Annotated in this window: 15 protein-coding genes; 9 read left to right on the top strand and 6 right to left on the bottom strand. The window is 38.9% G+C overall.

The window, feature by feature from the left end:
- Positions 1-82: 82 nt before the first annotated feature.
- The 4 genes from crdA to KX581_RS05035 are packed head-to-tail and all read left to right on the top strand — an operon-like array spanning position 83 to position 5,821.
- Complete coding sequence (crdA, locus tag KX581_RS05050) at positions 83-460, top strand: copper resistance determinant CrdA (RefSeq protein ID WP_231175759.1); 378 nt, start codon at positions 83-85, stop codon at positions 458-460.
- A 4-nt stretch (positions 461-464) separates the two neighbouring features.
- Positions 465-1,703: a copper resistance outer membrane protein CrdB gene (crdB, locus tag KX581_RS05045; protein ID WP_231175758.1), complete on the top strand. Its 1,239-nt coding sequence runs from the start codon at positions 465-467 to the stop codon at positions 1,701-1,703.
- Positions 1,700-2,707, top strand: a complete 1,008-nt coding sequence (locus KX581_RS05040) for an efflux RND transporter periplasmic adaptor subunit (RefSeq protein ID WP_231175757.1) — start codon at positions 1,700-1,702, stop codon at positions 2,705-2,707. The genes crdB and KX581_RS05040 overlap by 4 nt, the downstream gene beginning before the upstream one ends.
- The gene (locus KX581_RS05035; RefSeq protein WP_231175756.1) at positions 2,708-5,821 is read left to right on the top strand and encodes an efflux RND transporter permease subunit; all 3,114 of its coding nucleotides are present in this window, start codon (positions 2,708-2,710) and stop codon (positions 5,819-5,821) included.
- Here the strand turns inward: KX581_RS05035 and KX581_RS05030 are convergent.
- The 3 genes from KX581_RS05030 to dnaJ are packed head-to-tail and all read right to left on the bottom strand — an operon-like array spanning position 5,818 to position 7,965.
- Complete coding sequence (locus KX581_RS05030; RefSeq protein ID WP_124732828.1) at positions 5,818-6,165, bottom strand: branched-chain amino acid transporter permease; 348 nt, start codon at positions 6,163-6,165, stop codon at positions 5,818-5,820. The genes KX581_RS05035 and KX581_RS05030 overlap by 4 nt on opposite strands.
- The gene (azlC, locus tag KX581_RS05025; protein WP_129074048.1) at positions 6,159-6,845 is read right to left on the bottom strand and encodes an azaleucine resistance protein AzlC; all 687 of its coding nucleotides are present in this window, start codon (positions 6,843-6,845) and stop codon (positions 6,159-6,161) included. Before azlC ends, KX581_RS05030 begins: the two co-directional genes overlap by 7 nt.
- Before the next feature lie 10 nt (positions 6,846-6,855).
- Positions 6,856-7,965, bottom strand: coding sequence for a molecular chaperone DnaJ (dnaJ, locus tag KX581_RS05020; RefSeq protein WP_231175755.1), 1,110 nt, complete (start codon positions 7,963-7,965; stop codon positions 6,856-6,858).
- A 124-nt stretch (positions 7,966-8,089) separates the two neighbouring features.
- Between dnaJ and KX581_RS05015 the strand changes: the two genes are divergently transcribed.
- Entirely contained in the window at positions 8,090-9,220 is a 1,131-nt protein-coding gene (locus KX581_RS05015) for a hypothetical protein (protein WP_231175754.1), read from the top strand.
- A gap of 42 nt (positions 9,221-9,262) precedes the next feature.
- Here KX581_RS05015 and mnmA read toward each other — a convergent pair whose 3' ends face one another.
- Positions 9,263-10,291, bottom strand: a complete 1,029-nt coding sequence (mnmA, locus tag KX581_RS05010; RefSeq protein WP_231175753.1) for a tRNA 2-thiouridine(34) synthase MnmA — start codon at positions 10,289-10,291, stop codon at positions 9,263-9,265.
- A gap of 140 nt (positions 10,292-10,431) precedes the next feature.
- Here mnmA and KX581_RS05005 point away from each other — a divergent pair, with 140 nt between their 5' ends.
- Complete coding sequence (locus KX581_RS05005; RefSeq protein ID WP_231175752.1) at positions 10,432-11,193, top strand: J domain-containing protein; 762 nt, start codon at positions 10,432-10,434, stop codon at positions 11,191-11,193.
- Here the strand turns inward: KX581_RS05005 and nadD are convergent.
- On the bottom strand, positions 11,190-11,705 hold the full coding sequence (nadD, locus tag KX581_RS05000; protein WP_180476283.1) for a nicotinate (nicotinamide) nucleotide adenylyltransferase: 516 nt from the start codon (positions 11,703-11,705) through the stop codon (positions 11,190-11,192). The two genes, KX581_RS05005 and nadD, sit on opposite strands and share 4 nt — an antisense overlap.
- A complete protein-coding gene (gene nikR, locus KX581_RS04995; protein ID WP_231175751.1) occupies positions 11,698-12,144 on the bottom strand; it encodes a nickel-responsive transcriptional regulator NikR in 447 nt (148 codons plus the stop codon). The genes nadD and nikR overlap by 8 nt, the downstream gene beginning before the upstream one ends.
- Before the next feature lie 323 nt (positions 12,145-12,467).
- Between nikR and exbB the strand changes: the two genes are divergently transcribed.
- The 3 genes from exbB to KX581_RS04980 are packed head-to-tail and all read left to right on the top strand — an operon-like array spanning position 12,468 to position 14,111.
- The gene (exbB, locus tag KX581_RS04990) at positions 12,468-12,905 is read left to right on the top strand and encodes a TonB-system energizer ExbB (RefSeq protein WP_000508557.1); all 438 of its coding nucleotides are present in this window, start codon (positions 12,468-12,470) and stop codon (positions 12,903-12,905) included.
- A complete protein-coding gene (exbD, locus tag KX581_RS04985; RefSeq protein ID WP_115043657.1) occupies positions 12,902-13,291 on the top strand; it encodes a TonB system transport protein ExbD in 390 nt (129 codons plus the stop codon). Before exbB ends, exbD begins: the two co-directional genes overlap by 4 nt.
- The gene (locus KX581_RS04980; protein ID WP_231175750.1) at positions 13,257-14,111 is read left to right on the top strand and encodes an energy transducer TonB family protein; all 855 of its coding nucleotides are present in this window, start codon (positions 13,257-13,259) and stop codon (positions 14,109-14,111) included. The genes exbD and KX581_RS04980 overlap by 35 nt, the downstream gene beginning before the upstream one ends.
- The last annotated feature ends 296 nt before the right edge of the window (positions 14,112-14,407 follow it).

The following is a 14,407-nucleotide window of genomic DNA, read 5'->3' as shown; positions in this document are numbered from 1 at the left end:
TTCCACAATTTTTACACAAAAGAGGGTTATCATTCGTCCGCAACAAGAATTTTCTTGTTATCTTAATGTAAAGGTCAAAACGATGAAAAAGTTAGCCGCTTTATTTTTAGTAAGCGCATTGGGGGTTATGGGTTTAAACGCATGGGAACAAACCCTAAAAGCGAATGACTTGGAAGTGAAAATCAAATCCGTGGGTAACCCCATTAAAGGCGATAACACTTTCATTCTTAGCCCCACTTTAAAAGGTAAGGCTTTAGAAAAAGCTATCGTTAGGGTGCAGTTTATGATGCCTGAAATGTCCGGCATGCCAGCGATGAAAGAAATGGCGCAAGTGAGTGAAAAAAACGGCATTTATGAAGCTAAAACCAATCTTTCTATGAACGGGACATGGCAGGTGAGGGTGGATATTAAATCTAAAGAGGGCCAGGTTTATCGCGCTAAAACAAGCCTGGATTTATAAGAGCATGCTATCTTTTATAAGTGCGTTTTATAAAAGGGGTGTTTCAATACGCCTTCTAAGCGCTTTTTTACTGCTTTTTAGTTTGGGTTTTGCTAAAGATTTAGAGATCCAATCTTTTGTGGCTAAATACCTTTCTAAAAATCAAAAAATACAAGCCTTACAAGAGCAAATTGACGCTTTAAGTTCTCAAGAAAAAGCCGTTAGCAAGTGGGATAACCCTGTTTTGTATTTAGGCTATAACAACGCTAATGTGAGCGATTTTTTCAGGCTGGATAGCACCTTAATGCAAAACATGAGCTTGGGTTTGTCTCAAAAAGTGGATTTAAATGGTAAAAAACTCACGCAATCTCAAATGATTAATTTAGAAAAGCAAAAAAAGATATTAGAGCTTAAAAAAACCAAGCAGCAATTAGTGATTAGTTTAATGATAAGCGGCATTGAAAACTATAAAAACCAACAAGAAATAGAGCTTTTAAACACAGCGATTAAAAATTTAGAAAACACCCTCTATCAAGCCAACCATTCCAGTTCGCCCGATTTAATAGCGATCGCCAAGCTAGAAATTTTAAAATCGCAATTAGAAATCAAAAAAAACAATTTAGAAGAAGCGCTATCTAGCAGCCATTATTCCATGGGTGAATTGACTTTTAAAGAAAACGAACTTTTAAGCATTGCCCCTAAAAATTTTGAATTTAATAAGGAGCAAGAGTTATACAACATTAGCGCCACTAATTACGATATTGCGATCGCTAGGCTTGATGAAGAAAAATCGCAAAAAGACATCACTTTGGCTAAAAAAAGCTTTTTAGAAGACGTGAATGTTACCGGGGTGTATTATTTCCGCTCCAAACAATACTATAACTACGATATGTTTAGTATCGCTTTGTCCATCCCTTTACCCATTTATGGCAAGCAAGCCAAATTAGTGGAGCAAAAGAAAAAAGAAAGCTTGGTGTTTAAAAGCGAAGTGGAAAACACCAAAAACAAAACCCACCACCTGGCCCTAAAACTCCTTAAAAAATTAGAAACCTTGCAAAAAAACCTAGAATCGATCAATAAAATCATCAAGCAGAATGAAAAAATCGCGCAAATTTATGCGCTCGATTTGAAATCTAATGGCGATTACAACGCTTATTACAACGCTTTTAATGACAAAATCACTACCCAAATCACCCAGCTTGAAACCTTAAGCGCTCTCAATAGCGCTTATTTGTCTTTACAAAACCTTAAAGGATTAGAATGAAACGGATTTTATGGTTAGCCTTGATTTTGTTTTTTAGCCCCTTATTCGCTAACGCTCAAGAAACTCAAGAAACTAAAGAAACTAAAAGCCAAACCCGTTTCAATATTTCCACCACTAAGGTTATAGAAAAAGAATTTTCTCAAAGCCGGCGCTATTATGCGCTTTTAGAGCCTAATGAAGCGCTGATTTTTTCTCAAACCCTGCGTTTTGATGGCTATGTGGAAAAGCTTTATGCGAATAAAACCTATACCCCCATTAAAAAGGGCGATAGGTTATTGAGCGTGTATTCCCCTGAATTAGTGAGCGTTCAAAGCGAATTGCTATCATCATTGGAATTCAACCAACAAGTGGGAGCGATTAAAGAAAAACTCAAACTATTAGGGCTAGAAAACTCCAGCATTGAAAAAACCATCAGCGCTCATAAAGTCCAAAATGAAATGACTATTTACTCTCGTTTTAACGGCGTTATTTTTAAAAAAAGCCCGGATCTCAATGAGGGGAGCTTCATTAAAAAAGGGCAAGAGTTGTTTCAAATCATAGATTTAAGCCAATTGTGGGCGCTTGTTAAAGTCAATCAAGAGGATTTAGAGTTTTTAAAAAACACGCATAAAGCGATCTTGTTCGTAGAAGGGATTAAAGGCGAGCAAGAAATCACGCTTGAAAATATCAACCCCATCATCAACAAAGGAGATAAAATGCTAGAAGCGCGCTTCAATGTGCCTAATGCTAAACAACTTTATTACCCTAACATGTTCGCTCAAGTGGAAATCTTTCAAAAACCACAAAAAATGAAGATCCTGCCTAAAGAAGCGGTTTTGATTAAAGGGGGGAAAGCTATCGTGTTTAAAAAAGATGATTTTGGCTTAAGCCCGTTAGAAATTAAAGCCGTTCGCTTGAGCGATGGGAGTTATGAAATTTTAGAGGGTTTAAAAGCGGGCGAAGAAGTCGCTAATAACGCTTTATTCGTGCTAGACGCTGACGCTCAAAACAATGGGGATTATTGAATGATAGAAAAAATCATTGATTTAAGCGTTAAAAACAAACTCCTTACCACTTTAATCACTCTACTCATTTTTTTAGCCTCTTTGTGGGCGATAAAAAGCGTTCGTTTAGACGCTTTGCCGGATTTAAGCCCCGCTCAAGTGGTCGTGCAAATCACTTACCCCAACCAAAGCCCTAAAATCGTGCAAGAGCAGGTTACTTACCCGTTGGTTTCTACTTTCATGAGTATCGCTAACATTGACACGGTTAGAGGGATTTCTAGCTATGAAAGCGGCTTGATTTACATCATTTTTAAAGACGGCGTCAATTTGTATTGGGCTAGGGATAGGGTTTTAGAGCAATTAAACAGAGTAAGCAATCTACCCAAGGACGCTAAAGTGGAAATAGGGAGCGATTCCACTTCTATTGGCTGGGCGTATCAATACGCTCTATCTAGCGATAGCAAGAATTTAAGCGATTTGAAAGTCTTGCAAGATTTTTATTACCGCTATGCACTTTTGGGGGTTGATGGGGTGAGTGAGGTCGCAAGCGTGGGGGGCTTTGTAAAGGATTATGAAGTAACGCTTCAAAACGATTCTTTGATCCGTTATAACTTGAGTTTAGAGCAAGTCGCTAACGCGATTAAAAATTCCAATAACGATACCGGTGGGGGGGTTATTTTAGAAAACGGGTTTGAAAAAATCATAAGATCGCATGGCTATATCCAATCTTTGAAGGATTTAGAAGAAATTGTGGTTAAAAAAGAAGGGGCTATCCCTTTAAAAATCAAAGATATAGCCAGCGTTAGGCTAGCGCCAAAACCACGCCGAGGGGCTGCCAACCTGAATGGCGATAAAGAAGTGGTGGGCGGGATTGTTATGGTGCGCTATCACGCTGACACTTATAAGGTGCTTAAAGCCATTAAAGAAAAAATCGCCACCCTACAAGCGAGTAACCCTGATGTGAAAATCACCAGCGTGTATGACAGGAGCGAATTGATTGAAAAAGGCATTGACAATTTAATCCACACGCTCATAGAAGAAAGCGTCATTGTGCTAGTCATTATTGCGATTTTTTTATTGCATTTTAGGAGCGCTTTAGTGGTGATTATCACTCTGCCTTTAAGCGTGTGCATTAGTTTCTTGCTCATGCGTTATTTCAATATTGAAGCGAGTATTATGAGTTTGGGGGGCATTGCGATCGCTATAGGGGCGATGGTGGATGCGGCTATTGTGATGGTGGAGAACGCTCACAAGCACTTGCAACACATTGATACAAAAGATGATATCCAAAGGGTTAATGCCATCATGCAAGGGGTTAAGCATGTGGGGGGCGCGATATTTTTTGCTTTAATGATCATCGTGGTTTCTTTCTTGCCAATTTTTGCGCTCACCGGCCAAGAAGAAAAGCTTTTTGCCCCTTTAGCTTACACCAAAACCTTTGCCATGTTAGTAGGAGCGCTGCTTTCTATCACCATGGTCCCTATTTTAATGGTATGGCTCATTAAAGGGCGGATTTTAGAAGAGTCTAAAAACCCCATTAACGCTTTTTTCATGAAAATTTATGGCGTAAGCTTGAAGGTTGTGCTTAAGTTCAAATACGCTTTTTTAATAGCGAGCGTTGTGGGTTTAGGAGGTTTGTATGTAGCGTATCAAAAACTCAACTGGGAATTTATCCCCCAAATCAATGAAGGGGTAGTGATGTATATGCCAGTAACGCTTAATGGCGTGGGCATTGACACCGCTTTAGAATATTTGAAAAAAAGTAATAGCGCTATCAAGCGATTGGATTTTGTCAAACAAGTTTTTGGTAAAGTGGGGCGCGCTAACACCAGCACTGATGCTGCCGGTTTGAGCATGATAGAAACCTACATTGAATTAAAGCCGCAAAACGAATGGAAAGAAAAGCTCAGTTATAAAGAAGTTAGGGATAAATTAGAAAAGACCCTGCAATTAAAAGGCTTGACCAATTCATGGACTTACCCCATTCGTGGGAGAACGGACATGCTCTTAACCGGGATTAGAACGCCCCTAGGAATCAAGCTCTATGGTAATGACACGGATAAATTACAAGAATTAGCGATCCTTATGGAACAACAGCTCAAAACCCTAAAAGAGAGTTTGTCCGTCTTTGCGGAGCGATCCAATAATGGCTACTACATCACGCTGGATTTGAACGATGAAAATCTGGCTCGTTATGGCATCAATAAAAACGCCGTGTTAGACACGATTAAATTCGCTCTTGGAGGAGCCACGCTCACTACCATGATTAAGGGCGTAGAAAGTTACCCCATTTCTTTACGCTTAGAAGACACAGAAAGAAACACCATTGAAAAATTACAAAACCTCTACATCAAAACCGCTTACAATTACATGCCCTTAAGGGAGTTAGCCCGCATCTATTACGACAACTCGCCGGCGGTGTTAAAAAGCGAAAAGGGCTTGAATGTGAATTTTATTTATATTGTGCCGCAAGCCAATATCAGCTCTGATACCTACAGACAACTGGCTCAAAAAGCGCTAGAAAAAATCAAATTGCCTAACGGGTATTATTATGAATTTAGCGGCGAGAGCCAGTATTTAGAAGAAGCGTTTAAAACCTTAAAATACATCGTGCCGGTGAGCGTGTTTATCATTTTTATTTTAATTGTCTTTGCCTTAAAGAACCTCACCAATTCCTTACTATGCTTTTTCACTCTGCCTTTTGCGTTTTTGGGGGGGTTAATTTTTATGAATATCATGGGCTTTAACATGAGCGTGGCGGCGTTAGTGGGCTTTTTAGCCCTTTTAGGGGTAGCAAGTGAAACGGCTATTGTGATGATTATTTATTTAGAAGACGCGTTTCAAAAATTCATCAAAACCCCTTTAAAAGAGCAAAATAGCGCCACTTTAAAAGAAGCTATCATGCATGGGGCGGTGCTTAGGGTGAGGCCCAAGCTTATGACCTTTTTTAGTATTTTAGCTTCACTCATTCCGATCATGTATAGCCATGGCACAGGGAGTGAAATCATGAAATCCATCGCTGCACCCATGCTAGGGGGCATGATAAGCAGCGTTGTTTTAACGCTTTTTATTATCCCTACGGCGTATTTTGTGATTAAAAACGCTAGGGTTAAAAGCAGTCAAACATCATTTTAGGAATTAAAAAAAGCCTTTTCTAACGCATGGCTTTGGACTAAAACCATATAAAGAATGGTAGGGAGCGTGATGCTTAAAACAAACGCCTTAAAAATGCGGTGCAAAAGGATAACGGATAAAAAAGCGATGATTTCATTGATCCCATAAGGGGGTTTTAAAATTTGAATGTCTTTAAAACAATAGATCACGAGCATGCCTATCACTGAACATGATAAAGCCCTACCCAAATAACGCACAAAGTCGTTGGGCGGGTTTTTAGCGTTAAACACCATAAAAGGCCAGATGCGCGTGAAATAAGTCGTTAATATGATGACTAAAATAATGAGTATAGAATGCATTAACATTCTAACTGCTTTCTAAACAAAATAAGAGCAAGCACCATTAAAACTAAAGCGATAAGCAAAAAGTATTCAGTCCCAAAGAGCGCTAAACAAACAACCGCAATAAAAATCCCAAGCCATGCGTTTTTGTGGTTTGTGTTTCGTTTGTATTGCTCCATAAACAGCACGATAAAAATCGCTGTCATCACAAATTCCATGCCTTGAGTGTCAAAAGAAAAATGCACTCCCACTAACGAACCCACCAACGAGCCAAAAATCCAATAAGAGTGGTTGAGTAAGGAAATGCTAAAAATAAAGTCTTTTTCACTAACCCCCTCTTTAGGAGCGTATAAATTCAACAGAGCAAAGGTTTCATCCGTGAGCGCATGCGCTAAATAGGGCAAACGCCATTTGGTGTTTTTAAATCTCTCTAGCATAGAAAGCGCATAACAAGTCTGCCTCGCATTCACCAACAAGCTCACAATAACGACATTCATCAAGCTCGCTTGCGCACTTAAAAGTGTGATCGCTACAAATTGCACCGCCCCAGCGTAGATGAATAACGACATGAACATGGCTACTTTATAATCATACCCTTGCTGGGCTAAAAGCATTCCAAAAGTCATTCCCATAAGCAAATACCCTAAAAAGATAGAAATGGTATGAGGGAAAGCGTCTTTAAAGGCTTTTAGAAAATCATGCATCAACAACCTTTCATTTAAACCAGTCTTTAATTTTAGAAATACAGGTTTCTAAAACGCTTTTATGCGGCTCGCCCTCATAGCCAAAACTCGCATGCAACTTTTCCAATAACCCTTGCTGCTCCTTATTCAAACTTTTAGGGTAAATCACTTGCAATTCCACGATCAAACTCCCTCTATAAGAGCTTTCAGGGTGTTTCACGCCCTCGTTTCTAAACGCAAAAGTCTGCCTGTCTTTAGCGTTTCTAGGGATTTTTAATTCCAGTTCGTCCCCTTTTAAAGACGGCACTTTAATCGTATGCCCTAAAGCGATAGTGGTGAAAAACACCGGCGCTTTAATAAACAAATCACAGCCTTCGCGCTTGAAATGCTCATCTTCTTTGACTCGTGCCTCTAAATACAAATCCCCTCTTTTTCCCTTCTCGTATTCATTGCCTTTATTTTTAAGCACCATGCGGTTTTGATCATCAATGCCCTCAGGGATTGTCGCATCAATTTCTTCATCTTTAAGGATGTAGGTTTTACCCTTACACGCTTGGCATGGGGTTTTAATGATCTTGCCCTTGCCTTTACACGCCCCACAAGTTTGCGCAAAACTCATAAAACCTTGACGCATAAACACTTGCCCCTGCCCGTTGCATTGCTTGCAATTCTCTAGGGCTTTATCTTTAGCGCCTGTGCCATCGCAACTTTCACAAACGCTCTGGTACTGGACTTTAATGGTTTTTTTACAGCCAAAAACCGCTTCTTTAAAACTCAATTCAATCATTTGCAAATAATCCGGTGCGATAGAGCTTTTTTGCCTTTTACTCCCTCTAGCGCCAAAGCCAAAAGCGTCTTCAAAAAACGAGCCTAAATCTTCAAAAAAGTCAGAAAAATCGCTCTGGCTCGCACCGGCTTGGTTTAAGCCTTTTTTACCATACCTATCGTATAAGGCCCGTTTCTTTTCATCGCTTAACACCCCATAGGCTTCATTGATGAGCTTGAACTTTTCTTCGGCTTCTTTATCGCCGGCGTTTCTGTCTGGGTGGTATTTTAAAGCCAGCTTTCTGTAAGACTTTTTAATGGTCTCTTGGTTGCTGTGTTTTTCCACTTCTAAAATTTCATAATAATTCAATTCCACGATCGCTCCAAAAATGGCATCAAAACGCTTATTTTATCTTAAAAGCGGTGGGTTTGTGTGTTTTTATGCATGCCAAAACTTAGATAAAATAACACGATGAAACTATAGTAATAAAGATAACCCCATGAGATTTTTTTGCTTTTTCTTATTTTTTCTAACCTTTTCAAACGCACAGATAATGATGACTTTTGATTCTCAAACTAACGCTAAGCTCTCGCGCTCTAACGAACAGCTCTCAGACATGCTTTATAAACTCAATGAAAGTTTAAGAATCTATCAAAATGTGCTTTCCAACAACCAAGATCAGCTTAAAGAAATCAAAAAGGCTAACAGCACCCTAAATAGCCAGAGGCGTTTTTTTAACGCCAGCCAAATCCGCCTTATGGACACTGATGCGTTATTGAAACAAAGCGCTTTGGAATTAGAAAAATTACAAGCTTTAGAAAAACGCTTAAAAGAGGGCATGGAACAAGAACGCTTAATCAAAGAATCCCAAACGCTTTTTTTACAAGAGCATTGCCCTTATTTGAGCGGCGTTAAAAACTTAGAAGAGGCCTCAAACGCTTTAGAAGTCCAAGAACAAAACAACGCCCTTTTCTTACTCAAAGAGCCTAAACTCGCCCATTTGCTCTCGCAATTGGATTTGATGAGTGCTTTAAACGCCTTGTGCGATCAAGTTTTAGAAAACCAAACCCATAACCAACAATCCCATAACAAAACCCTAGAATACAACGCTCTCATAAACCATGATTTTCAAGCCTATAAAGCCATGCGTTTGAAAAAATTTAAAAACAAGCTTCAAAACCAAATCCAAGCTAAAGAAGACGCCCTAAAAACCTTTTTACCCTTAGAAAAACGCCTAGAAACTTTAAAAACGCATTTTTTATGCGATAAAGAAAATCTCAAATCATGCGCTAAAGAATTGCGCCAACGCTACCAAAACGCCCTAATAGAGCGAGACAAAGAATTAAAAGACGCTAAAAACAATAAAGAAAAGCATGCGCTAATCTTAGCCAATTACGAGCATACTTTAAAAACCTTGAATATAGAATTTTTAAGCGAATTAAATAAGCAAATGGCGTTTTTGAATGAAACCATGGCGTTAAACGCCCGAGTTTTAGCCCTTTTAGCCAAACAACAGACTAAAAAGCCCTCCAATTTGAGCGGTGATTTGAGCAATGGAAAAACTCTTATTAAAAATATCCGCTTAGATCCGCATGGATTCCCTAGCTTTGAAAATTTTAAGCGAGAGTGAACTTTTAAAAAAGCGATCAACTAGGCTATAAGTGCAAAAGCCCTAAACAATCACGCCCCCACCCAGCAAGATGTCATCTTGATAAACGACCAAGGCTTGCCCTTTAGCCACGCCATAAAAAGGCTCTTTAAATTCCACTTCAATCACCTCATCTTTCAAGCTCACAAACGCTTTAGTAGGCACGCTCCTGTAACGGGCCTTGATAAAATATTCGCCATCTTTAAAATCTTTCATTAAAGATTTGTTTTTAGCCTTAAGCGAATGCGTAGCGAGATCTTCTTTTTTGCCCACAATCAACTCGTTCTTTTTAGCGTCAATCCCCACCACAAAATGCGGCTCTAACGCGCCTTTAATGTTAAAGCCTTTGCGTTTGCCAATCGTGTATTGCATATAGCCCTTATGCGTGCCAATGACTTCGCCTTGTAGGTTTTTCACCACGCCCTCTTTTTCCACTTCAACATGCTTTTTTAAAGTGTCAATGTAGCTTTTTTCCACAAAGCAGATTTCTTGAGATTCCTTATAAGTCTCTAAAGTGCCTAAAAAAGGCATCGCATTCAAGGCTAAAGGCTTAATATCCTTTTTTAACAAGTCCCCTAAAGGGAACACCAATTTAGCGATAACTTCATGCTCTAAAGCGTATAAAAAATAGCTCTGATCTTTAGTTTTATCCAAAGCCTCTTGAATATAACTTACCTTGTCAATTTCTTTGACTCTCGCATAATGCCCGGTAGCGATCTTTTCACACCCTAATTTTAAAGCATGATCTAAAGCTAGCCCAAACTTCATTAAAGGGTTGCACAACGCGCAAGGGTTTGGGGTTTGCCCTTCTTCATAAGCGTTGATAAATTCATCATAAACCGCGCTTTTAAAATCCTTTTGAAAATCCAACACCTCTAAAGGAATGCCTAAAAACTCGCACGCTTTTTGAGCGTTTTTAATGTATAAATCATGCTTTTTCTCACTCGCATGGAGTTTTAAATAAATCCCCACTAATTCATGCCCTTGCTCTTTTAAGCTATAAGCGCTATAAGAGCTATCCACCCCCCCACTGAGTAATACCGCTATTTTCATTTTTATTCTTTCATTAAATGAGTTATAGCTCGTAGTCTAGCGCAAAAACCACTCATAACCACCTTTTTTAACCATTGGCATGCTAAAATACCTAAAGATTTTTAAAAATCGCATCAAAACGCATGGAGAAAATAAAGGCAATGGCCAAAATTGAATTGTTAGCCAAATTCACGCAAATCGCGCTCCCTAACAGCCACCCTTTGTTGAAAAAAGTTTTAAACTACGCTAAAAAACATTTCAGCCAGTGCCACATGCTCTCTTCATCGTTACTCATCTTAAACGACACGGAATGTTTTAAAAAAAACTACTTGCTTAATTGGGTTTATTATGCCCTTGAATGCGTGCATGAAAAAGATATTAGCACGCATTCTTTAGAAGAGGTTTTACAAAAAAGCCACCTGCCCATACGCATCAAAATCATGGCTCAAAACACGCTTTTAGAAAAAATAGAAGTGAAAGTTTTAACCTTTGGGGCGGAATATGCGCTTTTTATCACCAAGCACCCTATCGCCAAGCGGTTTTTACGCCAAAAATTCAGCGGCTGTGTGTTTTTAGAAACCCAAGATGAATTGCATATAAGAGGCGATTCAGAGCGTTTTTGGGAACTCATTGTAACGCTCAATGAAAATAGAATCGTCCATAACGCATGCTTACATTTCATCTATCCTAATGGCTTTGGTAAGGACAGCTACACCACTATGGCTGAGCGCAAATTAAGGGAATGCTATAAAGCGTTAGGTTTCATCAAGCATGAAAATTTCAGCGAAGTCAAAAAGCGCTATTTGGAGTTGGCTAAAACCTACCACCCTGATTTATGCGATCTTAAAGAAAAAAAGGCTCTTTACGCCAAACGCTTCGCTATCATTCAAGAAGCCTACCGCCACATTAAAAAACACGCTTAAACCCCCAAACTAGCCCTAATCGCGCTAGAAGAAATCGGTGCGTCAATGCCCTTTAAAGGGTGGTAGTGTCCCTTAAACTGAATCTCTTCATAGCCAATCCTTTCAAAAACCACTAATTCCACCCTTTTTAAAAGCTCTTTAGCGTTAGTCCAAGAAGAAAGATGCCTTAAGCAATCCGCTCCTATGACTAAATAAAGCGTTTTAGGGCGGTAGAGTTTTTGAAAATGAATCACGCTTTCTATCGTAGGCACAGCCCTTTCTTGCTTGATTTCAAAATCGCTCAACAGCACCCTATCCATTCCCTTTAAAGCTCTTTCTAATTCCTTAAAACGGGTTTTTGCGTCCAAAAAACATGGCTTTTTGAAAGGGTTTTGATAAGCGGGTAAAACAATGAGCTTAGCAAATGGCAATAATTCTAAAGTTTGATCAATGATGGCTAAATGAGCCTTGTGCAAGGGGTCAAAACTCCCTCCATAGAGCGCTAATTCTTTGTATTTTAAGACGCTATTCATTGTGTTCAAAGCTAGACGCCTTAGTCAATTTAGCGAATTTAACCCCCCTAAGCCCCCCAATTTCTAATTGCAAGCGTTGGATTTTAAGCGAATTGCCTTGTAAAATAATCGTTTCTAAACAATTATGCGCGTCCATATGAATGTGCGTGGTGCATAAAACATGCGTCCCGCTGGCATGCTGAATGTCTATCATGCGCTGGTTTAATTCCCTTTGGTGGTGATCATAAATCACCACAAGCACAGCGATTTTACTCCCATCATTAGGGTTATCTTCTGCCCAATTGTCTTCTACTAATTTTTCTCTAATCATGTCGCGCACTAATTCTGAGCGAGAAGAATAGCCGTTTTTAATGATGCGGTTGTCTAATTCGTCCAATAAATTTTGTTGCAAAGAAACCGAAAAGCGGATGATTGAATCGTCTTTATTGGGTGTATCCATTGAGAAAAATCCTTTTTTGGCATGAGTCTGTTAAAAGTCGCTCATGCTAGTGTTATTGAATTAATTTAAAATTAACCATTATAATACAAATTGGATTTAAATGGTTGACCATAAGAACATTTGAATTTGATTTCAATTACTAGCTTAATTATTTATTGACTTGTTATTATTAAAACAATATAATCAACAATCCAACATTCTTTTATCATTTTGGAGCATTTATGCGAATGAATGCTTCTTAAAGAGCACATGCTCTTAGAATGGCTGTGTTGCATGTTGCTTTAATCTTAAGGGAATTGTTTTATCATAGACAAGGAGTTTTTATGGGCGGTTTTTCAATGGCAATGTTGAAAGATTATGTGGATGTATTCGTTTTTGCGGTGCTTGGCGTGGCGAGTTTTTTAGCTTTGTGGTTTGTGATTGAAAGGGTTATTTTTTATTCCAAAGTCAATTTGAAAGCTTATGATGATATAGACGCCCTCAATTTGGATTTAACCAAAAATCTAACCATTCTCTATGTGATTTATTCTAACGCACCTTATGTGGGTTTATTAGGGACGGTTTTAGGGATTATGGTGATTTTCTATGACATGGGCGTGAGCGGCGGGATGGACGCTAAAACGATCATGGTAGGTTTGTCTTTAGCTTTAAAAGCGACCGCTCTAGGGCTTGCTGTGGCGATTCCCACTTTGATCGCTTATAATAGCTTGTTGAGAAAATCCGATGTTTTGAGTGAAAAATTTAGGATCATGAAAAAATGAAAAGCATCAGAAGAGGCGATGGGCTGAATATTGTCCCTTTCATTGATATTATGCTCGTTTTGCTAGCGATTGTGTTAAGCATTTCTACTTTTATCGCGCAAGGTAAGATTAAAGTCAATCTCCCTAACGCTAAAAATGCGGAAAAATCCCAGCCAAACGATCAAAAAGTGGTGGTCATCTCCGTAGATGAGCATGACAATATTTTCGTAGATGACAAACCGACGAATTTAGAAGCTTTGAGCGCTGTAGTCAAACAAACAGACCCTAAAACCCTTATAGACTTAAAAAGCGACAAAAGCTCTCGTTTTGAAACTTTTATCAGCATTATGGATATTTTAAAAGAGCATAATCATGAAAATTTCTCCATCTCCACAGAAGCTAAGTAAAGTCTCAACGAGTGTTAGCTTTTTAATCTCTTTTGCCCTATACGCTATAGGGTTTGGCTATTTTTTGCTGCACGAAGAAGCCCCAGAGCCTTTAGCGCAAGCTGGGACCACTAAGGTTACCATGAGTTTAGCCAGCATTAACACCAATTCCAATACAAAGACCAATGCTGAGTCGGCTAAACCCAAAGAAGAACCTAAAGAAAAACCCAAGAAAGAAGAGCCCAAAAAAGAAGAACCCAAAAAAGAGACAAAGCCTAAGCCTAAACCCAAACCCAAGCCAAAACCTAGGCCTGAACCAAAACCCAAACCTGAGCCTAAGCCAAAACCTGAGCCTAAGCCCGAGCCTAAAGTTGAAGAGGTTAAAAAAGAAGAGCCTAAAGAAGAACCCAAAAAAGAAGAAGCTAAAGAGGAAGCTAAAGAAAAAAGCGCTCCTAAACAAGTAACGACTAAAGACATAGTCAAAGAAAAAGACAAGCAAGAAGAATCCAACAAAACCTCTGAGGGCGCGACTTCTGAAGCTCAAGCTTATAACCCAGGGGTGAGCAACGAATTTTTAATGAAGATCCAAACCGCTATTTCTTCTAAAAACCGCTACCCTAAAATGGCGCAGATTAGGGGCATTGAGGGCGAAGTGTTAGTGAGCTTTGTGATCAATGCTGATGGGAGCGTTACGGACATTAAAGTGGTCAAAAGTAACACAACGGATATTTTAAACCATGCGGCTTTAGAGGCCATTAAAAACGCGGCGTATTTATTCCCTAAACCAGAAGAAACCGTGCATCTAAAAATCCCTATCGCTTATAGCTTGAAAGAAGACTAACTAGTCTTTCTTTTAAAGGCGGTTTTTAAGCCTCAAAAGTTAGGCCAAAACCCCTATTTTTCGCAATTTACAAAAAAAAAAAAAAAACAAAATCTCTAAAATTTAGATCTAAAATTAGCCATAAAATTCCATTTATTGCTTATAATATGAAGTTTCTTTGTATCAAAGAAAAATCTAATAAAAGGAGAAAACATGAAAAAATCTCTCTTTGCTCTCTCTTTCTCTCTCATAGCTTCATTATCAAGGGCTGAAGATGACGGGTTTTATATGAGCGTGGGCTATCAGATCGGTGAAGC

The organism is Helicobacter pylori (genome assembly GCF_021062735.1).
Classification (GTDB): domain Bacteria; phylum Campylobacterota; class Campylobacteria; order Campylobacterales; family Helicobacteraceae; genus Helicobacter; species Helicobacter pylori_DN.
The sequence above is the reverse complement of the archived record's forward strand: the minus strand, read 5'-3'. Positions and strand labels throughout refer to the sequence as shown.